The 22757-nt window shown below is 42.5% G+C and carries 26 protein-coding genes and 1 tRNA gene; 12 read left to right on the top strand and 15 right to left on the bottom strand.

The annotated features are described in order from the left end of the window. Positions 1-67 precede the first annotated feature (67 nt). Entirely contained in the window at positions 68-826 is a 759-nt protein-coding gene (locus DK188_RS02845; protein WP_111669256.1) for an alpha/beta fold hydrolase, read from the top strand. Between the two features lie 113 nt (positions 827-939). Here the strand turns inward: DK188_RS02845 and DK188_RS02840 are convergent, their stop codons facing one another. Next, entirely contained in the window at positions 940-1305 is a 366-nt protein-coding gene (locus DK188_RS02840; RefSeq protein ID WP_157963149.1) for a hypothetical protein, read from the bottom strand. A 74-nt stretch (positions 1306-1379) separates the two neighbouring features. Between DK188_RS02840 and DK188_RS02835 the strand changes: the two genes are divergently transcribed. Further along, positions 1380-1718 carry a tRNA-binding protein gene (locus DK188_RS02835; protein WP_111669391.1) on the top strand — a complete coding sequence of 113 codons (339 nt, stop codon included), beginning with the start codon at positions 1380-1382 and terminating at the stop codon, positions 1716-1718. A 3-nt stretch (positions 1719-1721) separates the two neighbouring features. Here the strand turns inward: DK188_RS02835 and DK188_RS02830 are convergent, their stop codons facing one another. After that, the gene (locus DK188_RS02830) at positions 1722-2042 is read right to left on the bottom strand and encodes a Rieske (2Fe-2S) protein (RefSeq protein ID WP_111669254.1); all 321 of its coding nucleotides are present in this window, start codon (positions 2040-2042) and stop codon (positions 1722-1724) included. 217 nt (positions 2043-2259) lie between these two features. Between DK188_RS02830 and DK188_RS02825 the strand changes: the two genes are divergently transcribed. Next, the gene (locus DK188_RS02825; RefSeq protein WP_111669253.1) at positions 2260-3003 is read left to right on the top strand and encodes a hypothetical protein; all 744 of its coding nucleotides are present in this window, start codon (positions 2260-2262) and stop codon (positions 3001-3003) included. 54 nt (positions 3004-3057) lie between these two features. On the opposite strand, the gene DK188_RS02820 is transcribed toward DK188_RS02825, so the two are convergent. From DK188_RS02820 to DK188_RS02810, 3 genes are read right to left on the bottom strand one after another with little or no spacing between them, the layout of a single operon-like run. Beyond that, complete coding sequence (locus tag DK188_RS02820) at positions 3058-4203, bottom strand: cysteine desulfurase family protein (protein ID WP_111669252.1); 1146 nt, start codon at positions 4201-4203, stop codon at positions 3058-3060. Between the two features lie 27 nt (positions 4204-4230). Next, entirely contained in the window at positions 4231-5625 is a 1395-nt protein-coding gene (gene glmM / locus DK188_RS02815) for a phosphoglucosamine mutase (RefSeq protein ID WP_111669390.1), read from the bottom strand. 60 nt (positions 5626-5685) lie between these two features. Further along, entirely contained in the window at positions 5686-5916 is a 231-nt protein-coding gene (locus tag DK188_RS02810; RefSeq protein ID WP_111669251.1) for a hypothetical protein, read from the bottom strand. Between the two features lie 72 nt (positions 5917-5988). Here DK188_RS02810 and mazG point away from each other — a divergent pair, with 72 nt between their 5' ends. The 4 genes from mazG (at position 5989) to fumC (ending at position 9307) form a co-directional block, all read left to right on the top strand. Beyond that, positions 5989-6789: a nucleoside triphosphate pyrophosphohydrolase gene (mazG, locus tag DK188_RS02805; protein WP_111669250.1), complete on the top strand. Its 801-nt coding sequence runs from the start codon at positions 5989-5991 to the stop codon at positions 6787-6789. Between the two features lie 88 nt (positions 6790-6877). Beyond that, entirely contained in the window at positions 6878-7258 is a 381-nt protein-coding gene (locus DK188_RS02800; RefSeq protein WP_111669249.1) for a RidA family protein, read from the top strand. 82 nt (positions 7259-7340) lie between these two features. Next, complete coding sequence (locus tag DK188_RS02795; protein ID WP_157963148.1) at positions 7341-7832, top strand: hypothetical protein; 492 nt, start codon at positions 7341-7343, stop codon at positions 7830-7832. Positions 7833-7906: 74 nt separating this feature from the next. Next, a complete protein-coding gene (gene fumC / locus DK188_RS02790; RefSeq protein ID WP_111669247.1) occupies positions 7907-9307 on the top strand; it encodes a class II fumarate hydratase in 1401 nt (466 codons plus the stop codon). Positions 9308-9368: 61 nt separating this feature from the next. On the opposite strand, the gene DK188_RS02785 is transcribed toward fumC, so the two are convergent. After that, entirely contained in the window at positions 9369-10028 is a 660-nt protein-coding gene (locus DK188_RS02785; protein WP_111669246.1) for a hypothetical protein, read from the bottom strand. A 204-nt stretch (positions 10029-10232) separates the two neighbouring features. Between DK188_RS02785 and DK188_RS02780 the strand changes: the two genes are divergently transcribed. Continuing rightward, complete coding sequence (locus tag DK188_RS02780) at positions 10233-11066, top strand: SGNH/GDSL hydrolase family protein (protein WP_111669245.1); 834 nt, start codon at positions 10233-10235, stop codon at positions 11064-11066. A gap of 30 nt (positions 11067-11096) precedes the next feature. On the opposite strand, the gene DK188_RS02775 is transcribed toward DK188_RS02780, so the two are convergent. Beyond that, a tRNA-Arg gene (locus DK188_RS02775) sits at positions 11097-11168 on the bottom strand. 145 nt (positions 11169-11313) lie between these two features. On the opposite strand from DK188_RS02775, the gene DK188_RS02770 reads away from it, so the two are divergent. The 4 genes from DK188_RS02770 (at position 11314) to rplS (ending at position 13567) form a co-directional block, all read left to right on the top strand. Next, positions 11314-11889 (top strand): 30S ribosomal protein S16, encoded by a 576-nt coding sequence (locus DK188_RS02770; RefSeq protein ID WP_111669244.1) that lies wholly within the window; start codon positions 11314-11316, stop codon positions 11887-11889. A gap of 12 nt (positions 11890-11901) precedes the next feature. Then, the gene (gene rimM / locus DK188_RS02765; RefSeq protein ID WP_111669243.1) at positions 11902-12432 is read left to right on the top strand and encodes a ribosome maturation factor RimM; all 531 of its coding nucleotides are present in this window, start codon (positions 11902-11904) and stop codon (positions 12430-12432) included. A gap of 4 nt (positions 12433-12436) precedes the next feature. Continuing rightward, positions 12437-13126 (top strand): tRNA (guanosine(37)-N1)-methyltransferase TrmD, encoded by a 690-nt coding sequence (trmD, locus tag DK188_RS02760; protein WP_111669389.1) that lies wholly within the window; start codon positions 12437-12439, stop codon positions 13124-13126. A gap of 75 nt (positions 13127-13201) precedes the next feature. Next, positions 13202-13567: a 50S ribosomal protein L19 gene (gene rplS / locus DK188_RS02755; RefSeq protein ID WP_111669242.1), complete on the top strand. Its 366-nt coding sequence runs from the start codon at positions 13202-13204 to the stop codon at positions 13565-13567. 169 nt (positions 13568-13736) lie between these two features. Here the strand turns inward: rplS and DK188_RS02750 are convergent, their stop codons facing one another. The 8 genes from DK188_RS02750 to DK188_RS02715 form a co-directional block, all read right to left on the bottom strand. Next, entirely contained in the window at positions 13737-14453 is a 717-nt protein-coding gene (locus tag DK188_RS02750; RefSeq protein WP_111669241.1) for a sugar transferase, read from the bottom strand. Positions 14454-14658: 205 nt separating this feature from the next. Continuing rightward, on the bottom strand, positions 14659-15597 hold the full coding sequence (locus tag DK188_RS02745; RefSeq protein ID WP_232825643.1) for a glycosyltransferase family 2 protein: 939 nt from the start codon (positions 15595-15597) through the stop codon (positions 14659-14661). A gap of 5 nt (positions 15598-15602) precedes the next feature. Then, positions 15603-17297, bottom strand: a complete 1695-nt coding sequence (locus DK188_RS02740; protein ID WP_111669240.1) for a right-handed parallel beta-helix repeat-containing protein — start codon at positions 17295-17297, stop codon at positions 15603-15605. Between the two features lie 24 nt (positions 17298-17321). Continuing rightward, the gene (locus tag DK188_RS02735) at positions 17322-18314 is read right to left on the bottom strand and encodes a glycosyltransferase family 4 protein (RefSeq protein ID WP_111669239.1); all 993 of its coding nucleotides are present in this window, start codon (positions 18312-18314) and stop codon (positions 17322-17324) included. Beyond that, complete coding sequence (locus DK188_RS02730) at positions 18311-19516, bottom strand: O-antigen ligase family protein (RefSeq protein WP_111669238.1); 1206 nt, start codon at positions 19514-19516, stop codon at positions 18311-18313. The genes DK188_RS02735 and DK188_RS02730 overlap by 4 nt, the downstream gene beginning before the upstream one ends. Positions 19517-19529: 13 nt before the next feature. After that, complete coding sequence (locus DK188_RS02725; RefSeq protein WP_111669237.1) at positions 19530-20726, bottom strand: glycosyltransferase family 4 protein; 1197 nt, start codon at positions 20724-20726, stop codon at positions 19530-19532. A gap of 10 nt (positions 20727-20736) precedes the next feature. Beyond that, positions 20737-21816, bottom strand: a complete 1080-nt coding sequence (locus tag DK188_RS02720) for a glycosyltransferase (protein ID WP_111669236.1) — start codon at positions 21814-21816, stop codon at positions 20737-20739. Positions 21817-21826: 10 nt separating this feature from the next. Next, positions 21827-22753, bottom strand: a complete 927-nt coding sequence (locus DK188_RS02715; RefSeq protein ID WP_111669235.1) for a glycosyltransferase family 2 protein — start codon at positions 22751-22753, stop codon at positions 21827-21829. Positions 22754-22757 lie beyond the last annotated feature (4 nt).

Here is a 22757-nt window from a genome sequence, read left to right as displayed (position 1 = left end):
TCCTAAAGTCGATGGCCTAGACTCTACCAAAAGCCTCGTATTTCATACTTCGTAAATCGTAATTCGAATGAAATTAAACTTCAAAAAATCCGGCTCAGGCCCTCCATTAGTAATTCTCCACGGTCTTTTTGGCTCCTTGGACAATTGGTTTTCCATTGCAAAGGAATTGGTAGACCAGTATACACTTTACCTTGTAGACCAGCGAAATCATGGTGATTCTCCGCAAGCTGATGAATGGAATTATGCGGTGATGGTGGAAGATTTGAAAGAGCTGTTTGATACCGAGGGGTTGGATAAAGTCTTTCTAATGGGACATTCGATGGGTGGTAAAACGGTTATGAATTTTGCCGTCAAGTATCCTGATCGAGTGGAAAAGCTGATTGTCGCTGACATTGCTCCGAGGTACTACCCCATTCATCACCAGACGATCTTAGAAGGCTTGAATTCCTTGAATCTCAGCGAAATCAAATCCAGAAAAGAAGCTGACGATCAGTTGGCCAAGTACATTTCAGAACTTGGAATCCGTCAGTTTCTACTGAAAAGCCTGACTAGAAATAATGAAGGATTCGCATGGAAAATCAACTTGCCGGTAATCACCAAAAACATTGAAAATGTAGGTGAGGCACTAGCTGAAGGCACTAGATTCGAAGGTCCTACTCTGTTCCTTGCCGGAGCAAATTCAAATTATATTCAGCAAAAGGATTTGGCAGACTTGGAAGCACACTTTCCAAATTATGAATTGGAATTTGTGGCAGATGCCGGTCATTGGCTGCACGCGGAGCAGCCACATGCTGTGGTTGTGGAAATGAAGCGTTTCCTGGACTAACTCTCCTATCCATCTGTCAAAGCTATTTTTTACATGATCTTTCGTTAACAAAAAACCCTTATTGAATAGCAATTCAATAAGGGTTTTGACTTTAGCGGCGTGCAGTGATCAGCTCAATCAGCCTTAAATTTGTCTACGATATAAAGGAAGATATTAAACGACAAGGTAGAAGGTGAGTCGGTTTTCTTTGCCTCTCGATCAGAAGCATTTTCTACGATTGCAGCTTCTTTTTTTACAACAGTCGTACCCGCTGGTTTTGGGCTAGCACTTGGTTTGGCTAGTGTAGTTCTGGATTGTGAATTATCCTGAATTAATGTATGATCTTCTAGAACCACACGGTCGTTGGTCTTTGGATAAATCTCCTCAACTTTCTCATTTTCAGACTGAGCAGAAGCTTCTAATGTCAAAAACATTAAAAACAGGGCTCCTATGCCTAAAATGAGTGGTTTACCTAAATGAAATCCTGAAAATTTCAACATGATTTCTTTTTTGATCTAAACTGTTAAACTGGGGGATTGCAAAAATGTTCCTAAAATTAAGAAAAAAAACCACTATGCAAACGATTGACATCGAAGATTTCAACAAAATAGAACTGAGGGTCGGAACGGTTATTCAGGCAGAAGTATTCGAAAAAGCACGAAAACCAGCATATAAAATTTGGATTGATCTGGGCCCAGAACTTGGCGTGAAGAAATCCTCGGCACAAGTGACAGATTTGTATACGCCAAGCGATTTGCTAGGTAGACAGGTGATTTGTGTATGTAACTTCAGACCTAGACAGATTGCTGATTTCATGTCTGAAGTGCTTGTTACGGGCTTCAGCAGTTTGGAAGGAGGGATAGTTCTGGCCTCCTCAGAGCGCACAGTTCCTAACGGAGCCAAACTTCACTGAAAATTACGGGAGGATTATTTTTAATCCATCCTCTGACAGGGTACATGGAAAAGTCTCCAAATCTGGACAATCCCCTGCTTTGGATCGTCCTCCTTGGAGTTCAAACCGGTAATGATGCAAAGGACAGATCACCTCTCCTGCATGAATTGATCCTTGGATCAAGGAGGCACCCCGATGCGGGCAAAACGAATTGAATCCAAATATTCGATCTCCAACTCGAACGATTCCGATTTCACGATTACCAAGTTTTACTTTTTTAATCCGAGCCTCAGGCAGCATTTCTAGTACTTCTGAGACTGAATTACCCAATTGAAATTCCTTCATGGCTCTAATTTTTCTTTAGTCCTTTCTCCACACCAATGACGGACAAAAGATTGGAATTCTGTACTTTGTTTTGGAATTTAAAGCTACCAACAAAGAAACCGAACAAAATTCATGGCGGAACTTTCAGTTGATTTTCCGGAATTCTTCTAAAGATGGTCAAGTCTATCAATCAGCCTACTAGTAAACAGATGTCAATCTCAATTCAAACTATACTCCTATGAAAAATTACCTGCTTGTCTTTTTCTTTTTTTTAACAGGAATTGTAGCTGCGCAAAGCTTGGAAGGTTCCTGGAAACTGATCAGCCAAAACGGCAATGCGGTGACCGATCAAGAGTACATCAAAATCTATCAAGATAACTATTTTGCATTTGGAGTAAAAAATGTTGCCGATAATGCTTTTATCGGTGCGGGAGGTGGTCCATACAAGTTTGAGGATGGGAAATATTCCGAAACACTAGACTTTTTCACCTTGAATCCCCTACAAATAGGAACCACCACGCCGTTTAAAATCGAAATCGATGGAAAGAAACTAATCTTATCAGCCAATACTAACAATGGGATGCTTGTCGAGATTTGGGAACAGATCTCAGATTCAAGAGACGAATTGACCGGAAACTGGGTCATTACCGGAAGAAAGCGCGATGAGCAGATCACAAGATCCACTCCTGGAGCCAGAAGAACTGTAAAAATCCTCAGTGGAGGACGATTCCAATGGATCGCATTCAACTCTGAAACCAAAGAATTTTCAGGAACAGGAGGAGGAACTTACACCGCGAAAAACGGAAAATACACCGAAAACATCACTTTCTTTTCCCGTGACAATTCAAGAGTGGGAGCAAGTCTTGGGTTTGACTTTGAAGTCATCGAAGGAGAATGGCATCACAGCGGACTAAGCTCTACAGGAGCACCGATTTACGAAATTTGGACTCCTTACGCCATTGGATATAAGCCAGGAAATTAACAAGTAGATTCCAATTCGACTAAAAAAGGAGCCTTAAGAGGCTCCTTTTTTAGTTTATACTTCTACCGCGTACAGTTCTTTCAGCTTAGCTACAGTATAATCGACTTCTTCCAAGGTATTGAACCTGCTGAAAGATAATCTGACAGAGTCCCGCTCCGGATTGTGATTCAGCGCTCTCAACACATGAGATCCTACTGTGGCTCCAGAACTACACGCGGAGCCTCCAGATGCAGAAATTCCCTCTAAATCCAGGTTGAAAAGTAGCATCCCACGATTGGGATCAGAGGGAGGAAGACTGACGTTCAGCACAGTGTAGAGGCTTTGACTCAAGTCACCTGAAAGTCCATTGAACTCCACCCCAGGGATTTCAGCGGTAAGTTTCTCTATGAACCGGGATTTGATTTGCTCAATATGGCTGCGATGACCAGCCATGTCCTCATAGGCGAGTTCCAATGCTTTCGCAATGCCAATGATCCCGATTACGTTTTCCGTTCCACCACGCATGTTACGCTCCTGAGCTCCCCCGTGGATGAAGGGATGAATTTTTTTATCTTTTCTCACAAAGAGAAAACCAGAACCTTTCGGTCCATGAAACTTGTGTCCTCCAGCAACAATCGCATCGACGGGAAGGGTTTTCAGGTCATGCACAAAATGCCCTACTGTTTGCACAGTATCTGAATGAAAAAAGGCCTGGTATTCTTTAGCCAAACCGCCGATTCGAGTCAAATCATTCAAATTTCCGATCTCATTGTTCGCCTGCATGAGTGAAACAAGACTTTTTGGATTTGCTTTGAGCAGTTCCTCCAATTGGTTCAGATCAATTTCGCCTTTTTCATTGACATCCAGAATGCTGAGTTTGACGCTTCCCTTTTTGGCTAAAACCTCAAGCGTGTGAAGTACCGCGTGATGCTCAATCGGTGAGGTGATTGCATGGGTAATATTATGACTGTCTATTCCGCAGACCAAGGCCGTGTTATCCGCTTCAGTACCTCCTGAAGTGAAGAAAATTTCCGATGGACTGGCATTGAGTAATTCCGCAACTTTCTTTCTGGATTTTTCTATTGCACTTCTCACCTCTCGCCCATGACTATGGACTGAGGAGGGATTTCCAAAGTAAGATTTCATATAAGGCAGCATTGCGTCGATCACTCGATCGTCCATTGCTGTTGTCGCGGCATTATCAAAATAAACTTTATTCATATTTGGGCTGGTGCTGGTTTTTTTAAATCAGATCAATGAAGCGCTAACAACTTCTTTGATATCCTGCATGATTTTCTTGGCCAAATGCTCTGCAGTGGCTTCTGATTCTGATTCGGAATAGATTCTAATTATGGGTTCGGTATTGGATTTTCTCAGGTGAACCCACTCTTTTTCAAATTCGATTTTTACCCCATCGATATCATTAATGGGTTGTTTTTTGTATTTGTTTTTGATCTCAAGCAGGATCTTATCCACATTGATTTCAGGCGTGAGCTCGATTTTATTTTTGGAAATGTGATAATTGGGATAAGTCGCTCTCAGCATAGAGATGGACTTTCCGAATTTTGCCAAGTGTGTCAAAAACAAGGCAATTCCAACCAAAGCATCTCTACCATTGTGGGAAGCCGGATAAATGATTCCACCATTGCCCTCCCCACCGATGACTGCATTCACGGCTTTCATCTGGTTGACTACATTCACTTCACCGACTGCAGCAGCGGTATATTTTCCGCCTCTTTTTTCGGTCACATCACGGAGTGCACGTGTAGAAGACAGATTGGAAACAGTATTCCCAGGCGTTTTGCTCAGCACATAATCTGCCACCGCGACTAAGGTGTATTCTTCACCAAACATGGATCCGTCTTCGTTGACAAAAGCCAATCGATCCACATCCGGATCCACTACGATTCCCAAGTCAAAGCTGCCTTTTTCAAGTTTTTTGGAAATATCTCGCAGATTCTCTGGCAAAGGCTCAGGATTGTGTGGGAAATGCCCATCCGGATTGCAAAACATTTCTTCGATTTCGGTCACCCCAAGGGCACGAAGCAACATTGGAATAGCAATACCCCCGGTTGAGTTGACTCCATCAACCACGACTTTGAAATTCCTTGCTTTGATCGCTTCCACATCTACCAGCTCGAGTTCCAAGACATGTTGGATATGGCGTTCGATGTAATCGTTGATTTGAGTATAGCCTCCGAGTTTTTTTACCTCGGCAAAAGAGAAGGACTCTTTATCAGCTTTTTCCAAAATGGACTTCCCTTCCTCATCTGAGATAAATTCACCGACGGCATTTAACAGTTTCAGAGCATTCCACTGGATTGGATTATGGCTGGCTGTAAGAATGATTCCTCCGCCCGCCTTTTCTAAAGGAACAGCGTATTCGACAGTCGGAGTGGTACTGAGGCCAAGATCGATGACATGGATTCCCATACCCTGAAGGGTAGCCGAGACCAAGCGGGAAATCATATCTCCGGAGATTCTTGCGTCTCTTCCTATGACGACTTTAGGATTATTGGTTTTCTCAAGGACCCAAGCTCCATAAGCTGCTGTAAACTTAACAACATCGACAGGGGTAAGTCCTTCTCCGGCTTTTCCGCCAATAGTTCCTCTAATTCCTGAAATAGATTTGATGAGCGACACGTAATTTGATTTATTTAAAAGTGGAATGTTAAAAAATCCCGTCATCGACAGGATTAACTATTATTTGAATTTGGCCATGACCTTGTCTACCTCATTGTCTGGGTTCCCACAAGCGGTATTCCCATCCATGGTTTTGCCACAATATCCACAGGTCGCTCCCTCTTTATTGAGAAAGGGACTTTGGGATGCACAAGTGCCTTTAAATTCACCGTTTTTAAGGAAAATTAGCCTAACAGACATCAGGATGAAGAATAATGCCACGAAGCCTACGGTAATGAATACTGTTGTCATAACGGATAAATTTGCGCAAATTTAAAGCTTTACTTCGAAAACGTTTACAATTCCTGCATAGTTTCCCAAGCCATGTCTAATTTGAGTACCCGAGCCGATCAACTCGCCGCCTTTGATCGATTATTGACTATCATGGATGAGCTACGGGCTCAGTGTCCTTGGGATAAAAAGCAAACTACAGAAAGCCTAAGGCACCTGACAATCGAGGAAACTTTTGAACTTTCGGATGCCATTTTGGAAGGAAATCCAGAAGAAATCAAAAAAGAACTGGGGGATATTTTGTTGCATATCGTCTTTTATGCCAAGATTGGTTCCGAAGAGGGAAACTTTGATATGGCTACCTTGACTAATTCACTCTGCGAAAAACTAATCCGCAGGCACCCACATATTTATGGAGATGTGGAGGCTAATGATGCAGAGACAGTGAGTCAAAACTGGGAGAAAATCAAATTAAAAGAAAAGGGAAATGTCTCTGTCTTAGGGGGGGTACCCAAATCACTTCCTGCTTTGATCAAAGCCATGCGGATTCAAGAAAAAGCCCGTGGCGTAGGGTTTGACTGGGAAGAAAAACACCAGGTTTGGGAAAAAGTAGAAGAAGAGATGCAAGAATTCAAAGCCGAATTCAATGCAGCGACCGAGGAAGAAATCGACAAAGAAAAGGCTACTGCTGAATTTGGAGATTTGCTTTTCTCCCTGATCAACTATGCACGATTTATCGAAATCGACCCAGAAGAAGCACTTGAGCGGACCAATCTCAAATTCATCAAGCGTTTCCAATACCTCGAGAATGCAGCAAAAGCTGCCGGCAAAAATTTAAGCGAAATGACTCTCGCCGAAATGGACGTCTATTGGAACGAAGCCAAATTAAAATAAGCAATCCCAGTTTTCAGTCTCAATAGTTAGAACAATCGTGATTTATACTAATTAACAAATAATCACTCACCACCTACAGACCTAACACATGGCAAACCAAATCATTTTCACCCCAGAGGCTCCAGCCCCAATCGGCCCCTATTCACAGGCTGTCCTTGCAGGAAACACCTTGTATGTTTCGGGACAGATAGCACTGGATCCCGAAACTGGCGAATTGATCAATGAAAACATCACTGAGGAAACCCATGCGGTGATGAAAAATATGGAAGCAGTACTTCGGGTAGCAAATTTTTCCTATGCTGACGTGGTCAAATGCACCATCTTCATTCGCGACATGGGACAGTTTGGCACAATCAATGAAGCTTATGGGCAATACTTTAAATTAAACCCTCCGGCCCGGGAAACAGTTGAGGTAAGTAAGCTTCCTAAAAATGTGAATGTTGAAATTTCCTGTATTGCAGTGAAATGATAAGATAGAAAAACATCTCTTTCAATAATCCGCTGAGTCATATCAGAACCTTGAAAAACTTAACCTGATGAATTAGCCTGTTTTGAATCTACTTCCCTACCATAGCGAGACACTGGTGAGTGCCCTTTCCAAAAAAGAAATTCTGGGTCATCTGATCCGTGTGACCCGCGAGGTGAACTTTTTGGATTCCAGAACCCAACTTGACTCCAAGGTGAAGTTCAATGGAATGATCGGTCAGGAGGGGTTCAGGATATCCAAAGCCATCACCAGAGGGAATACCTTCCTACCGCTGATCTCTGGAGAAGTCGAGTCTACCCCACGGGGAAGTATAATTTTTCTGAGATACAGGCTTTTTCCGGGTGCCATCTTTTTTTTGGCTTTTTGGAGTATCATTTTACTCAGTTTCTCAGCTTACTATTTCTTAGCTGTAGACAACATCACCAATGGACTCGTCTGTTTAGGGCTGACTTTACTCAATTATGCCATTGGCATTATGTTTTTTCACAGACAGGTGAAAGTCTCCCGGGAAGTTTTCCATGAATTGATCAATTTTCAGATGAAGGGCAAGGAATAAGTATTCGATTTTAGGCTAAAAGGCCTTTAGAGATTAACTTCGCCCTTCGAAATCAAACCCATATACCAAATACTATGTCAATCCGAATCGAAAAAGACACGATGGGACCGGTGGAGGTTCCTGCAGACAAATATTGGGGAGCCCAGACCCAGCGTTCGATCAATAATTTTAAAATCGGAGGCGAAAAAAACCGCATGCCGATAGAGATTATCCGCGCTTTTGCGATTTTGAAAAAAGCCGCAGCACTGACAAATGCAGAACTGGGTGTATTGGATCAGGCAAAAGCAGATATCATCGCTACCGTGTGTGACGAGATCTTGGAAGGAAAGCACGACGACCAATTTCCGCTCGTCATCTGGCAAACTGGCTCAGGCACTCAATCCAACATGAACTCCAATGAGGTGATTGCTTACCGGGCACATGTACTGCTAGGTGGTTCTTTGGAGGATGCAAAAAAGAAAATTCACCCCAATGATGACGTAAATAAGTCTCAATCATCCAATGACACCTACCCGACTGCGATGCACATTGCGGCTTATCAGATGGTAGTCGAGAATACTATTCCTGGAGTACAAAAATTGAGAGATACCCTTGCTGAGAAAGCAGAGGCATTTAAATCAGTCGTGAAAATCGGCAGAACCCACTTCATGGACGCCACTCCGCTAACTTTGGGACAGGAGTTCAGTGGTTATGTGGCACAATTGGATCATGGATTGAGAGCTTTGAAAAATACACTTTCACACCTTTCCGAACTCGCTTTGGGAGGAACAGCAGTAGGCACAGGGCTCAATACCCCTCAGGGTTATTCTGAGCTGGTAGCCCAAAAGATCGCCACACTCTCCGGATTGCCATTTGTCACTGCACCAAACAAATTTGAAGCCTTGGCGGCTCACGATGGAATGGTCGAAGCACATGGAGCGCTGAAGCAGCTGGCCGTTTCGCTGATGAAAATCGCCAACGACATCCGAATGCTTTCCTCAGGTCCTAGATCCGGAATCGGAGAAATCCTCATTCCTGAAAACGAACCAGGATCATCCATCATGCCTGGAAAAGTCAATCCAACTCAGGTAGAAGCATTGACCATGGTAGCTGCGCAGGTCATGGGTAATGACGTGGCCGTGTCGATAGGTGGATCGCTGGGACATTTTGAATTGAATGTGTTCAAGCCATTGATCGCTGCCAATTTCCTTCAATCTGCCCGATTGATTGGAGATGCATGCGTTTCGTTCAATGACAACTGTGCGATCGGTATCGAACCAAATACACCAATGATTCAACGGCACTTGGAGAATTCGCTGATGCTCGTCACTGCCTTAAATCCTTACATCGGATATGAAAATGCTGCAGCCATTGCCAAGAAGGCACACAAAGAAGGAACCAGCCTTCGTGAAGCTGCGATTGCCCTGGGGCTTTTGACTTCGGAGCAATTTGACGAATGGGTGAAACCTGAAGATATGATTGGAGGGCTTAAGTAAGCCTTCAAACAAAAAATGGCGGCCCAGAAATTTCTGGGCCGCCATTTTTAAATGTCAAAAATTACTTTTTGATGAATTCCCTTGATTTAATTGCATATCCAAGAGACACATACATCATCGTACTTTGGGTGGGCGTATAGGTAACTCCAGCTACATTTACTTTTTGATTAGCCGGCTCTAGGAAATCAGTCAGATAATATTTGAATCGAATGTAGTTTCCACTTTTCGATTTAAACTCCGCAAATACAGAAGGCAAGTAGATCTTGGTCCGATCACTAAACCAAATATTGGTTTTCGATTTTTCATCATTCACAAAGACTTTTTGTTTGAAGTTCAAAGCAAATTCATTGTCAATACCAATAGCCCCTTGGTAACCCTTCATGTCCCCAAACTTAATAGCAACAGGTATTCCCAAGGTGTACACACGCTGCTTGACGCGAACAGAATCATTCAAATCGGTAATTATACCGACGTTTCTGAGCATCAAGCCTGTATAAAAGCCAGTTTTCTCGCCAAAATCCTTGTGAACCTGAGTGCCGAAGTTAAAGAATGGCGTAAATCTACCGATGTTGGCAGTTTCCAAACCAGTCGCCTTCACATTACCAAATGAAAGGATAGTTTCAGAAGCAGCGACCGTGTACCAATTATTTGTGGTTGTTTCTTGAGCGTGCAGGCTAGCTCCCCAGCCCAAAAGGAAAATGAGTAATACGATTTTTTTCATTTTGCTAAAGTTTAAAAGTTTCAATAAATGTAAAGTTTGGAATTTTATCTCCTCTCATTTTTGAGCAATTATTTCAAAAAGCCCACTTTTCAGCTCAAATTCCAGACGCAATAATTTTTAGAAAAAGGTGAATTTCTAGTGACCAATGGGCAAATTGCACCTGCTGTTTTCCACATAATCACACTCCAAGTATATTCGCTATCAATGAAAACCCTACTTATTGTTTTTGCGCTCTTGGTTAGTTTTCCCACTTCTTTTCCTGAAAAGAAAACTTGGGTAGCGATCGGAGACTCCATTACTTATCTCAACGACCATCGGGATGAAACTGGCAACAGGATCAGCAAAGGGTATCTCACCTTGGTTCAGGAGAAATTCGATAACCTCCAAGTCATCAACAAAGGCTACAACGGCTGGACAGCTGTGAGAATCGCTACGGAATTTGAAAAGCTCGAGATACCCAAAGCGGATATTTACAGTATATTCCTAGGCACCAATGACTGGTGGGGCGGTCGTCCGCTCGGGACAATTAAAGATTATCAAGATAACACTGGAGTAGGTACAGTGAATGGGGCTTTTCGGGTGATTGTAGAAAATCTGAAAAAGATAAACTCTGAAGCCCAAATTATCCTGATCACTCCCATGAAGCGAGTGGATTTTGTCTATATCAACAATTACAAAAACAATGCTTTTGGCTCTTATCGGGATAAAAATGGGCAAAGTTTGGAAAGTTTTGCTGAAGCAATAAAAGCTATTGGCGAGTTTGAAAGATTCCCCATTGTCGATCTATTTCACCAAAAAAAGATGGACTATCCAAAGCTCATCAAGTTTAAGGAACTCATAAATCCCGTGACTAAGGAATATAAAAAATACAGATACCCTGATTTTATTGATATTCCCTATGATCCGGATCGAGATACTTATCCCTATCCTGCGAGCTCAATAGGAGTTACCTATGACGGCCTGCATCCTTCGGATAAAGGGTATAAGATAATAGAAAGGGAATTGTATCCTATCTTTAATAGGATTCAGAAAAAATAATGGGAGAATTTTATACCTCCCATAGTGTAGTAGTCCCGACGGGAATCGAACCCATATCTAAAGTTTAGGAAACTTCTATTCTATCCATTGAACTACGGGACCAAGGAAAGAGTCGCAAGATAAAGCAAATCTGAACTTTCTGGCAAATATTCTCAGCTCAACTTGTGGCTTTCCAATCATTTACCCTATCTTTGCACTCCAAATTTAGGATGGACGGGTTCCATCCAATCACTTAATCTAAACAATTATGTCTGTAAAAATCAGATTAGCACGTCGAGGCAGAAAGAAACAAGCCATCTATGACGTCGTTGTAGCTGATGCTAGAGCTCCACGAGATGGACGCTTCATCGAAAAAATCGGAACTTACAACCCGAACACAAATCCCGCTTCCATCAACATCAACAATGAGCGCGCTCTTAACTGGTTGTTGAATGGAGCTCAGCCTACCGATACTGTGAAGGCAATGCTTTCATACAGAGGTATCATGCTGAAAAAACACCTTCAAATTGGTGTATTGAAAGGTGCGATCACCCAAGAACAAGCAGACGCTAAGTTCTCTGCGTGGTTGAGCGAGAAAGACTCCAAAATTGCTGACAAATCCGACAAACTGGCTGCTGCAAAAGCAGAAGTACGTGCGAAAGCACTTGCTGCTGAAACGGCTAAAAATCAAGCTCGTTTGGATGCCAAGCAAGCAAAAGAGGACGAGCAGAAAGCATTGCTTGCCGCTGCTGAAGCTGCAAACAACCCTGCTCCTGTAGCTGAAGAAACTGAATCAGAAGCCGCACCTGAGGCATCTGCTGAAGGAGAAGCTCCTAAAGCATAATTAATTCTCCCCATGAACAAGGAGCAGTGCTTTCAATTAGGCTATGTGGCCAAAGTTCATGGACTTCGTGGTGAAGTAAATGTGATGCTGGATGTCGATTATCCTGAGGATTATGAAGATCTCAAGCATCTTTTCATCGAACAAAAAGGCAGATTAATCCCTTTTTTCCTGGAGCACTTTGTGCTTCAACCCGGAAATAAGGCATTGGCCAAGTTTGAGGAATTGAATACCATCGACCAAGTCGAAGGTCTCGTAGGATCGGAAGTTTATCTCCCGCTTACTGAGCTTCAAGAATTGGAAGAGGATCAATATTACTTCCACGATTTGATCGGTTTTGAGGTCTATGATGAGACCAAAGGGCTGATCGGACCTGTGCAGATCGTATATGATCTGGAAACACAGGATCTCCTCGGGGTGACCCATCAGGGAAAAGAAGTCTTGATACCTATTCAGGACGGCATTATTCTCCGAGTGGACAAGGCAGCAAAAAAAGTTTTCTGCCAGCTTCCCGAAGGCTTACTTGAAATTTATCTGGAAGATTAAATCCATGCACATTGACATCATCTCTGTGGTACCGGGATTGCTCGAAGGACCCTTTTCTCACTCTATTCTGAAAAGAGCAGAGGAAAAGGGGATTGCGAGCGTTCGAGTACACAACTTAAGAGATTATGCTACTGGCAACCAAAAGCAAGTTGACGACTATGCCTTTGGTGGTGGAGCCGGGATGGTCATGATGATCGAGCCAATCGCACGATGCATCGAGACACTCCAAAAGGAAAGAACGTACGATGAGATCATCTACATGACCCCTGACGGAGATACCTTTGACCAATCCATGGCAAACGGACTTTCGCAAGTAGATAATCTCCTGATCCTTTGTGGACACTATAAGGGAGTTGATCAACGTGTGAGGGATCTGTTTATCACCAAAGAGATCAGCATTGGTGATTTCGTGCTTTCGGGTGGAGAATTGGCCGCTGCTGTAGTAGCAGATGCCATTATCCGATTGATCCCGGGAGTATTGAATGATGAGACCTCAGCCTTAACGGATTCCTTCCAAGACGGCCTATTGGCACCTCCGGTGTACACCCGGCCGGCAGAGTTTCAAGGTGTTGGAGTGCCAGAGGTTTTACTCTCTGGACACGAAGCCAAGATAAGCGAATGGAGATTTGAAGCATCGGTTCGCCGAACCAGGGAAAAACGTCCTGATCTGCTGAAAGGCAATGGATGGGAATAGGCGAGACAAAAGTTTAAAAAGTAATTCATTTAAGCCACTGCGGTGGCAAACTGCGAAAGCATAAAATATAGAGCTATGAGCGATCTAATGAAAATTGTAGAAGCGGAATACAGCGAGGCGAGAGCCAAATTCCCTTCTTTCAAAGCCGGTGATACCATCAACGTACACGTACGTATCAAAGAAGGTAACAAGGAGCGTATCCAGCAGTTTCAGGGAACTGTGATCCAAAGAAAAAACCCGAATACAAACGGCGAAACTTTCACTGTACGTAAGATTTCCAATGGAATCGGAGTAGAGCGGATCTTCCCTATCATCTCCCCAGCTATCGAGCAAATCGACCTGCTTAGAGAAGGTAAAGTTAGAAGAGCTCGTCTATTCTACCTTAGAGGACGTCAGGGTAAAGCTGCACGTATCAAGGAAAAAATCAGAGCAAGACACTAAGACTTGTCAGATTAGATACCAAAAAAAGGAACTCAGAAATGGGTTCCTTTTTTTGGTTTAATCCTAGTACATAAAATTGGCTGTCATTGAACCGATTCTTTTCAAGAAGCGAATAAAAAAAGCTCAAGAAATTATTCCTTGAGCTTAAAAATTATCAAAAAATGATAAGTTATTTTCCTTTACCATAGATCATTGTTCCTACGGTCTTGACAATAATGGACAGGTCTTTAGCAAGATTTACTTCCTTTAAGTAATCCAAATCAAGGGTCATTCTTTCACACATTTCTTCTACACTTTCCGCATAGCCATAATCCACTTGTCCAATGGAAGTAATGCCTGGCTTCAATGAAAGAAGGTTTTTATAAGAAGGAGCCTTCTTGACGATTTGCTTGATAAAATGTTCCCGCTCCGGCCTTGGTCCCACTACCGACATATCTCCTACAAGTACATTCCAAAACTGCGGCAGCTCATCCAAATGTGTTTTTCTCATGAATTTACCCCATTTGGTAATTCTAGGATCATCATCAGTTGTCAATTGGGGACCATTGGCTTCAGCATCGACAATCATGCTCCGGTATTTATAGATGAAGAATGGCTTGCCATTTCTTCCGATTCGCTCTTGCTTATAAAATACAGGACCTTTAGAAGTTATTTTGGTAAGTGCAGCAACCATCAGAAAGATGGGCAATCCAAACAAAATGACCATTGATGAAAATAGAATATCAAAGGCCCTTTTGGCAAAACGGGTGCTAAGATTAATCTTGTCAGCAATATTTTTAGAAATGGACCCGGTATTTATTCGTTCAAATGAAAATATATCCGGTAAAAACGCACTATTCTGAAAGCCGTTGAAGATTACCTCTTGATGTTGATTTCCAGTTATCATAATCGTATTGGTTTAATAGTAGTTGGCTAGTGAATACTAATTATCCAATACGGGTGCCATGGATGGCATCAGGCCAGGGATCCATTAAAAAATCGGCTAAACCTGCCCAAAAAAGGCTCATATGGCCTAAAAACGAGAAAAACAGGACCTGAACAGTTTGGCAAAATTGAGTAATCTGGTCACAAATGTTGTTCAAACTGTTGCGCTATTCCTCACTATTCCAATATCCCTTGGTCATTGAAAGGGATCTTTTGAGTGGACTGGGAATCTGTCGATGGATCATACCTAATTTGTAACCCAGCCATTTGGCAAATAGAGACAAAACTGATTTTGGAAGGATAAGAAAGTTTTTAGAAATAACGTACCGAAACTCAGATTTCAGATAGTTGAAGCCCTCAGACTCTGCTCTGCCAAAGTTTTCGAATATCCATTGATTATCGGCATGAAATACTCCAATATCAAAATAGCGCTTAAATTCCTCCATCGCACTGTAGTCATGGGAATGATATACCGCCGATTCTGCTACATACTTCATTTCCCAGCCCTTCATCAGCATGGCTCCTGCAAGTAGCACATCTTCACCGAGGATTGTTCCGGAGGGGAATCCTCCCGATTCTTCAAATGCTTCCTTGCGATAAGCCGCAAATGAATTGGAGCAGGAGATCGTTTTGATTTTATATTTCGGAGCATCTTCCAAGCTCCGGACTTGAGACTTAGGAGGGTAGTTGAACAGGCGAGCATGCGATTCGAGGACTTTGGCCTCAATGTGGGGAAGCTGTCTTCCATAGGCCATTCCGATTTTAGGACTGGAGACGAAGGAATCGACCAATATTTCTATCGCATCCGAGGAGGCTAAAATGGCATCCTGCGTCATAAAGACATAAATAGTAGCCTCCGGAAAGCGCGTGACGGCAAGTTGCCGAGTGCCGCCGTGATCAAAATCCTTCTTATCTATGGCGATGAGCTCAAAATTTTCAGCCAAAGTCAGCTCCAAAGACCCATCCGTAGATCCAGAGTCGATGATGATGATTTTATCAATGGGATAAGTCTGCGACTTTATGGAGGCGATGACCTTTGGCCAAAGTTTTCCCGCATTAAGAGTGGGGATAAATAAGTGGACTTTCATGTGAGGATTCAAGTTCATGGCCATTATTCAGTAATTTTTACTTTTCCATAATTGGATTTTCCTGATATCAAGCGTTCTCCCCTGATCGTGGCAGTTCCAGTACCGATCAATACAATTGCATCCTGATCTGCGATGCCGTGATGCTCATTATTCTCCAGCCGAAGCTTACTTGGATAATTGCTTTTAACAGTGAAATTGTCATCAGACCCTGACAATGCCGTGAATTTATTCTCCTTCAAAAGCAGGTTGTAAGAGCCCTCCTCCAGAATACAGGCCTGGACAGAACGGATCTCGTTCTTGATAATTTCGACAGGAAAGGCGGTTTTTCGGATAGTTATGGCAGGCCCACCAGTACTTTCAATTTTATTTTCTTCTAATGTAGCCTTTGAAAAATTGACCAAAAGGATCGCTCCGGAGGATCTCGAACTCCGAATGGAATTTCCTCGCAAGAGGATATTTCCTTGTTTAAAGTTGAAATTGAATGAAGCGTTTTGAAATGTATTGTTTTCGATCACAAAGTCATTGACAGTAATTCCGTTGGGTAGCGATAGTGAATGAAATTGATTGTTTCGAAGCGTCAGTTTTTCAGCTTCAACATTTGCCATGAGATTGATGCTGCTAAATTCATTGGAGTCGACCAGCATTTCACCAAGGTCAAGCACTACTTCCACTTGGTTGTCTGCATGGTTATCTTTTATCAAAATTAGATCACAACTCTCCACATAGATCGCTGGACGGTTGTTTTTTACTGCTGTGTTTTTGTAAATGATGACATTGGAAACATTGATCAGTGTCCCAATGCCGGATCCATCTGGTGTAGATTCATTGTTTACGAAGCCGTTATTACAGCTGACATTATCATAGATGAGACAATCGATGTCCTTCAATTTTTGCAGAGAGCGATTGTTTATGTCAACAGCATCAGCGGCGTTTTGATCCATCACATTTCCCACAAAGCGATAGTCAGTCTCCTTGCCGGTATTCCCAAAAGCCACCTGAATGGCGGACATACCATTGTGGTGAATCACATTGTTGATCGCTTCAATTTTCCTACTGCCATGGATGAAAATTCCATTTTCACCATTATTAAAGATTTCTGAATCTCGGACCGAAATGGTGTTGCTGGTCATGATTCGAATGCCTGTGCCCGGTTGATAGCTGTCAGGGTTTTTTCGAGGCATCCCAAAGCCTGAGATTTTGCTGGAAATGATCGCTATTTCACTGCATTGAAAAATTGAGATCCCCGGATAGGCCAGAAGCTTCGTAGAATCACCTTTCAGCTGGCTGTTTTCTATCGTGATTTTTTGGGATTTGGTGAGGACGATAGCTTCATTTATTGATTGGGAATTCAGGGAGATATGAATCGAGTTGACACCTGTTCCCTTGAGGAGTGGATTGGGAGAATTTTGCTTTTCGAGCGAAAAATCCCCTCTCTTGGTCGACGGATGCTGCTTCAGTACTCCATCGACTTGAAGATTTACGCCAGTTTTTAAGAAAAGTGTCCGGACCAGAAAAGTCCCCTCTGGAATGTATACCGTCTCCCCTGCTTTGGCGCTTTCAATCACTTGTTGAATCGCAGAGGTATGATCTGTCTGACCATCCTCTTTGATTCCAAAATCGGAAATAGCCAAAAACCCTTCCTTTGCCACTGATCTAGACTGCGCAAAGCAGCAAGCGCAAAGGAGTAAAAAACAAGAAGTTAAGATTGAAAATTTCATGTCAATTAACTTTGAGTAAGCTTCTTAGGAAAGAATAGTATCCCAGGTTTGATGCGCTGTTTTTTCCCAAGAAAATTGCTGGGCCCTTACTATCCCATTGCTGACACATTGGAGGTAAAAATCCCCGTCGTGGACCAATTTCTCAATTCCGGAACTAATAGCTGAAACAGCAGTAGGATCCACACAAAGCGCAGCATCACCTGCGATCTCGGGCAGAGAACTGATTGATGAAGTCAAAACCGGTGTTCCCGAAGCCATAGACTCGATGACCGGAAGGCCAAAACCTTCCATCAAAGACACAAACATAGTAGCGTGTGCCTCTCTGTAGAGTTTAGGAAGATCTTTCTCAGGAATAAAACCTAGAAACTTCACTCTGTCGTTGATTTGAAGTTTATCTATCAATAGTCCCAGCTCCACATCTTCCTCTCCTGACAGTGCAAAAATGAAGTCTTTGGGGATATTAGCCTGGGCAAATGCAGTCAGCATTGCTGGGATATTTTTGTTTTTTCGCCTGTTTCCTACATAAAGAAGATAAGGTCTTTCGGAGTATTGAGATTCCCCACTTTCGAAAAAACTTCGATCTACTCCATTATAGATTACTTTGATCAAAGATGCTGGGATTCCAAGCAGGTCAACCAGTTGTGTTTTGCTATACTGAGAAACGGTGATTATTTTCTTGGCATTCAGGGCAAGATTAGCGATGATCTTTTTGTAATAAAACCTGTGAAAGCCTGAATAGTAATACAGGTGCATCAAGTCGTGAACAGTAAAAATAAAGGGCACTTTGCAACGCGCCGGAGGCATAAAGGATGGGCTGTAAAACACATCCGCACCGGATTCATTTGCCTGAATTCCAAGCATAAGTGGAGAGAGTGGATTACCCACTTTCAAATCACTTTTGATAAAAGAGCAACTGGTGTTGAGTGGCATTTTATTCAAAACCTCCTTGTACAGTCTACCGATTCCGGTGTTTCCTTCCCACCTCGGGTCAACAATTACATGGGTTTGATTGCTCATAATTTAAATTTCAGTTTATCAAAATCAAGGGCATGGACATTTGCCAAGAGGAACATTAGAATCAAATACAAGACCACATCATTGTCATAGCCAGAATATAAGATCATCATGATCGAGAGCAGCGGCACAAAAAGCAGGACCTGAAACCTGACATTGGAAAATCGTGAAACACTTTCTTTGAAGAAAAACCACAAAAAACTGATGAAAGACAGGAATCCTATGATTCCTAATTCCAGATAGGCAGTCAGGAAAGTATTGTGAATGTGAGGCTCTCCTCTGTAGAAGTCTGCATACTTCTCCAAGAACTCAGGGGCACTCAAAAAGCCATTGCCAAGCGGAGAAATCTCACGGAAATTCTGAAAAAAAGCCTTCCAATAGACCAGCCTGATTCCCATTCCATCATTTGAGGAAGTCAGATTATCCACTCTGACTATCTTTTCCAACAGGAAAGGAAGACATATGAGAAGCCCGCCTACCAATACCATTCGCCACTTTTTGGAAGCAATCATCCAGAAAAGCAGGAAAACTCCGATCAATAAAGCGACAAGTGGGGTGCGGGAAAGACTGAGAAACGCAAGGCAAAAAATCCCCAAAACTCTCCACACAGGGACAGTATTGCGGGCAACGATTGGGATACAAATAAGAATAAAACCAAGCAAAGCGATGCGTGCTCCAAACATGTTTTTATCATCCAATCCCCAGAAATACAGAGACTTATTGTAAAGTGAACTGGCTTGACCTGAGGAGGAACTGCCCGTTATCAATCGAAAGTTCATCGCTTCATGATACACCAAGATTTGGATCAGAATGATGACGAAAACTGCAATCAGGACCTTTTCGAGGCGTATCAAAAGCAATGAATTGTCTCGGCTTCTTAGCCAGTGAACAGAAAAGAACAAAAAGCAAAAATTGATCAGAAGCTTGGCCAGATTGACTAAGGAAAATAATTCACCATCAAATGTGAAAGCAAAACTGAGCGAGGCATAGCCGCTGAAAACAAGCAAAGCAAGGCTCCAAATCTCTAATTTGAGTTTTGGCGATTCCCTGTAGAATTGAATGCTGGAGATTAAAAAGAAGGCAGGATATATCTTCACCGGAAAGAAAACAGAAACAATTGAAATCAAAAACAGCCATTCTCCAGCTCGGGTGTCTTTCCACAATGCAGGCAAACTGAAGGCTGATTTAAGATTTGAGTCGATCATGCGAAGTGGTGATTCAGGTTGTTTTTTGAAGGGTTTGATTCAAAACGGTCTCGTACGCTGAAATCATCCTTTCTGCGCTGAGAATGTCCTCAACCGACTTCCTTGCCACCTGGCTCATCGAATTATAGGTCTCAGGTTCCAGATAGATGGTGGTCAAGGCTTCTCCCAAAGATTCCGGTCGATCGGAATAGCAGAAAAGCCCATTTATTTGATCTTGGATAGTTTCCTGCAGACCTCCTGCTTTGTTAGCAATGACGGGAATGTGATGAGCCAAGGCCTCAATCGCCACCATTCCCAGTGGCTCTTGCCACAGCGAAGGAACCACCAATACATCGATTTTGGTGAAAAATTCCTGCGAATTCTGATACCCAAGAAACTCAATGGAATGACCATCCCCAGCTTTTTTTAGTCTTTTCTCATAGGCGGTCTCCCCCTTGCCTGCGATAAATAGATGTGATGAAAATCCAAGAGTTTTAAATTGGTCAATCAGCCATTCGACTCCTTTGATCGGAGAAAGCGTACCGATGTAGCCGATTATTAGTTTTTGATTTTTCCTTCGGAAAGGTTTACGAGCAGGCTCGTCTATCGCCCGGGTATTGTAGACCACGTAGTTTGCAGCTTTTTTAAAATATCCTGCGGAAGTAAATCTTGACAGAATATTCTGACTGATTCCTACCACTGCATTTACTTTTGCAGATTTTTTTGAATGAGAAAATCGCAAAAGTTTACAGGTTGTGCACTGATGCGTACATGGTGTCTGACCTTTAAACATGTTGCTGTTTGGGCAAAGCAGGTACAAATCGTGCAAAACTTGGACAATCGGGGTTTTGGAAGCGTGGATTACATCCCAAACACTGACTGACCAGCCAGCAAGATTGTGGCAAGAAACGATGTCGGGATTTTCTTTTGCCAAAATCTGCTTGACCAACTCCCCCATCTCCGTATTCACTCTGTCTTTTACATGCCAACCTAAGCGGGAAAGTTTGCCAGGTTTACTTTTTGAATAAGGCCAATACCTGTTAATCAACCCTGCGCGATAGACTTTTACAGTATCGATTATTTCTTCTTTTAACCCAGATTCTGGCATTAAACTCAACACCACCACATCATGTCCTCTGGATTTCAATCCTTCCACGATCAACTTCAGGGAGATTTCAGCTCCTCCTTCGATTAGCGGACTGTATAGTGAATTGATGTAGAGAATTTTCATTGAAGTTTTATCATTTAGAGTTGGGCTTCTCCCCAAGCAGCTGCGCATACAGGTCGATTAGCTTTTGACCTGCGATGGCCTTATCGTTCTGTTCCTTGACCAGGGAGAACATCTTCCTGCCCATTTCTTCAAAGACCAATGGGTTTGCTTTTTTTAATGCAATGGCCAAATTGATCCTGTCAGAGAGCTTTTCCATATGTTCTTTTTCAGAGGAATATACATAGGAAAAAATAGCAGCATTCTCTTTTCCAAAATCATTGACTGTGCCAATTTGCGGGCATATAACTGTTTTTTGATAAGAAAAAGCCAAAAGGACAGTTCCTGAATTCAGGCTGCTATCCATGTTATAGGGAAGAATGACAAGGTCTGATTTTGACAGGATTTCAGGAATCTCCTCATCGGGGATGAATTCCAGCCGGAGAATAAGATTTGCAAGGCCGCTTCCGAGTTTCAGCAATTCTTCCTTGTATCCCTGAGAATTGGGATTCCCAAGGATTGAAATTTGAATTGTTGTGGGGAATTTTCTTGCCAGCTGGATCAGCAGTTCAATATTTTTATAAGGTTTTACCGCACCGATAAAAACCAGTTTTATTGGATTTTCTACTTGCGGAGCGGCACTCGACAGGATCGGTCCATAAACACCAATAAAATCCGGGTGCGGAATATGGACTACTTTTCTCAATAACACATGGGATCTTCCACCCAAAAGAGCGCGAGATTCTTCACTATGAATCACAATCCTATCTGCCCAGCGAATCAGTAAAGCGCTGAGAATCTGGCTCCATTTTCCAGATCCTTTTTCATGCGAAACTCTATTATGCATAGTCCAAACCAACTTTTTATTGCCGAGCCGAATGACTAGCAGCGCAACCAGTTTTCGAAAAAAACTTTTCAAAGTTGCTCCCCTGCTACTTTCGTCCAGATTCTCAAACCAGTTGAGATGAACAAGTTTTATACTGTCAAAATGCTTCCAACTGGACAATAAACCATCAAGTGGGAAAACTTCGTACCCTCCATTTTTAAGTGAATTGACCAGAATATCGATGTACTTATTCTCCTTATTTTCCGACGGGTTGAAAATGACTTTCATAGAGGCGGTTTTAATTAAAACTCTTCAAAAATGCGACTAGAATTGACCCAATCGTTAAGTTGTATTTTTTTCGGCCTTTGATCCACATCAGCATTTTTTTGAAGCGGCTTGATCTCATGGAGACCATCATCGTGTAGACTTTTCGGAGTTTGATGTAGTGTTGCAGATTTCTGGAGAGATGAGCATAGACCACTTCATCTTGTTTTTTTGGTGGATTATTTTTCATAAAAGCTTCCAACCAATCGGCATATCCGAGGTCCGCCTCCATTTTGTGTATATCGCTTCCGGTGGAGGTGATCGAGAGTCTATTGCTTCGGTAACGAAAAACGGGCGTGTTGGTATGCGCGATTCCCTTTTCTGCACTTGCGATGAATGCGCTGATATCATCGGAACCCCACGCTAATGGAAGTTTAAAAAAACCACCCCGATGCTTCAAGGTCTCAGTCCGGTAGACATAGTCTGAAATATAATTGGAGCGAAGCTGATGAAGGCGATGCCATATTGAATCATAGACATATTCAAACTGGGGCAAAGCTGGGGTTAGCATAATTTCGCTGCCCATATCATCGATTACTAAACTTCTGCAGTGGTATACTTCCAAATCAGGAAAAGTCTCAATCAATCGAATAAACTCTTCCAAATAATCCGAACGAAGTAGGTCATCATCCCCCATTATGATGACAAATTCCCCAATTGCGTACGAGAGACATTGGTTCCAGTTATCCACCAAGTCGACCGAACCGACATTTTTTTCATTTTCAAAATACCGGATTCGAGGATCTTCGATCGAGGCTACAACCTCCTTCACGGGTTCAGGAGAGTGGTCGTTGAGGATGATTAACTCAAAATCCGAAACTGTCTGGTTGAGTATGCTTTGAATGCATTCTTTTAGGTATTCACTCTTGTAAGCTGGGATACAAATGGAAAATTTAATCATAGAC

Origin of the sequence: Algoriphagus litoralis (genome assembly GCF_003259255.1) — a bacterium.
GTDB lineage: Bacteria > Bacteroidota > Bacteroidia > Cytophagales > Cyclobacteriaceae > Algoriphagus > Algoriphagus litoralis.
This window is presented reverse-complemented; position numbering and strand designations above follow the sequence as displayed.

Bases quoted from the DNA above. Each gene is read 5' to 3' on its own strand.
- DK188_RS02725 (WP_111669237.1), bottom strand. From the start codon at position 20,726: ATGAAAATTCTCTACATCAATTCACTATACAGTCCGCTAATCGAAGGA.
- mazG (WP_111669250.1), top strand. From the start codon at position 5,989: ATGTCTAATTTGAGTACCCGAGCCGATCAACTCGCCGCCTTTGATCGA.
- DK188_RS02720 (WP_111669236.1), bottom strand. From the start codon at position 21,816: ATGAAAGTCATTTTCAACCCGTCGGAAAATAAGGAGAATAAGTACATC.
- DK188_RS02730 (WP_111669238.1), bottom strand. From the start codon at position 19,516: ATGATCGACTCAAATCTTAAATCAGCCTTCAGTTTGCCTGCATTGTGG.
- DK188_RS02735 (WP_111669239.1), bottom strand. From the start codon at position 18,314: ATGAGCAATCAAACCCATGTAATTGTTGACCCGAGGTGGGAAGGAAAC.
- DK188_RS02750 (WP_111669241.1), bottom strand. From the start codon at position 14,453: ATGATAACTGGAAATCAACATCAAGAGGTAATCTTCAACGGCTTTCAG.
- DK188_RS02785 (WP_111669246.1), bottom strand. From the start codon at position 10,028: ATGAAAAAAATCGTATTACTCATTTTCCTTTTGGGCTGGGGAGCTAGC.
- rplS (WP_111669242.1), top strand. From the start codon at position 13,202: ATGAGCGATCTAATGAAAATTGTAGAAGCGGAATACAGCGAGGCGAGA.
- DK188_RS02840 (WP_157963149.1), bottom strand. From the start codon at position 1,305: ATGTTGAAATTTTCAGGATTTCATTTAGGTAAACCACTCATTTTAGGC.
- DK188_RS02715 (WP_111669235.1), bottom strand. From the start codon at position 22,753: ATGATTAAATTTTCCATTTGTATCCCAGCTTACAAGAGTGAATACCTA.
- DK188_RS02800 (WP_111669249.1), top strand. From the start codon at position 6,878: ATGGCAAACCAAATCATTTTCACCCCAGAGGCTCCAGCCCCAATCGGC.
- DK188_RS02745 (WP_232825643.1), bottom strand. From the start codon at position 15,597: ATGAACTTGAATCCTCACATGAAAGTCCACTTATTTATCCCCACTCTT.
- DK188_RS02820 (WP_111669252.1), bottom strand. From the start codon at position 4,203: ATGAATAAAGTTTATTTTGATAATGCCGCGACAACAGCAATGGACGAT.
- DK188_RS02810 (WP_111669251.1), bottom strand. From the start codon at position 5,916: ATGACAACAGTATTCATTACCGTAGGCTTCGTGGCATTATTCTTCATC.
- fumC (WP_111669247.1), top strand. From the start codon at position 7,907: ATGTCAATCCGAATCGAAAAAGACACGATGGGACCGGTGGAGGTTCCT.
- rimM (WP_111669243.1), top strand. From the start codon at position 11,902: ATGAACAAGGAGCAGTGCTTTCAATTAGGCTATGTGGCCAAAGTTCAT.
- DK188_RS02825 (WP_111669253.1), top strand. From the start codon at position 2,260: ATGAAAAATTACCTGCTTGTCTTTTTCTTTTTTTTAACAGGAATTGTA.
- DK188_RS02835 (WP_111669391.1), top strand. From the start codon at position 1,380: ATGCAAACGATTGACATCGAAGATTTCAACAAAATAGAACTGAGGGTC.
- DK188_RS02780 (WP_111669245.1), top strand. From the start codon at position 10,233: ATGAAAACCCTACTTATTGTTTTTGCGCTCTTGGTTAGTTTTCCCACT.
- DK188_RS02740 (WP_111669240.1), bottom strand. From the start codon at position 17,297: ATGAAATTTTCAATCTTAACTTCTTGTTTTTTACTCCTTTGCGCTTGC.
- DK188_RS02845 (WP_111669256.1), top strand. From the start codon at position 68: ATGAAATTAAACTTCAAAAAATCCGGCTCAGGCCCTCCATTAGTAATT.
- trmD (WP_111669389.1), top strand. From the start codon at position 12,437: ATGCACATTGACATCATCTCTGTGGTACCGGGATTGCTCGAAGGACCC.
- DK188_RS02830 (WP_111669254.1), bottom strand. From the start codon at position 2,042: ATGAAGGAATTTCAATTGGGTAATTCAGTCTCAGAAGTACTAGAAATG.
- DK188_RS02770 (WP_111669244.1), top strand. From the start codon at position 11,314: ATGTCTGTAAAAATCAGATTAGCACGTCGAGGCAGAAAGAAACAAGCC.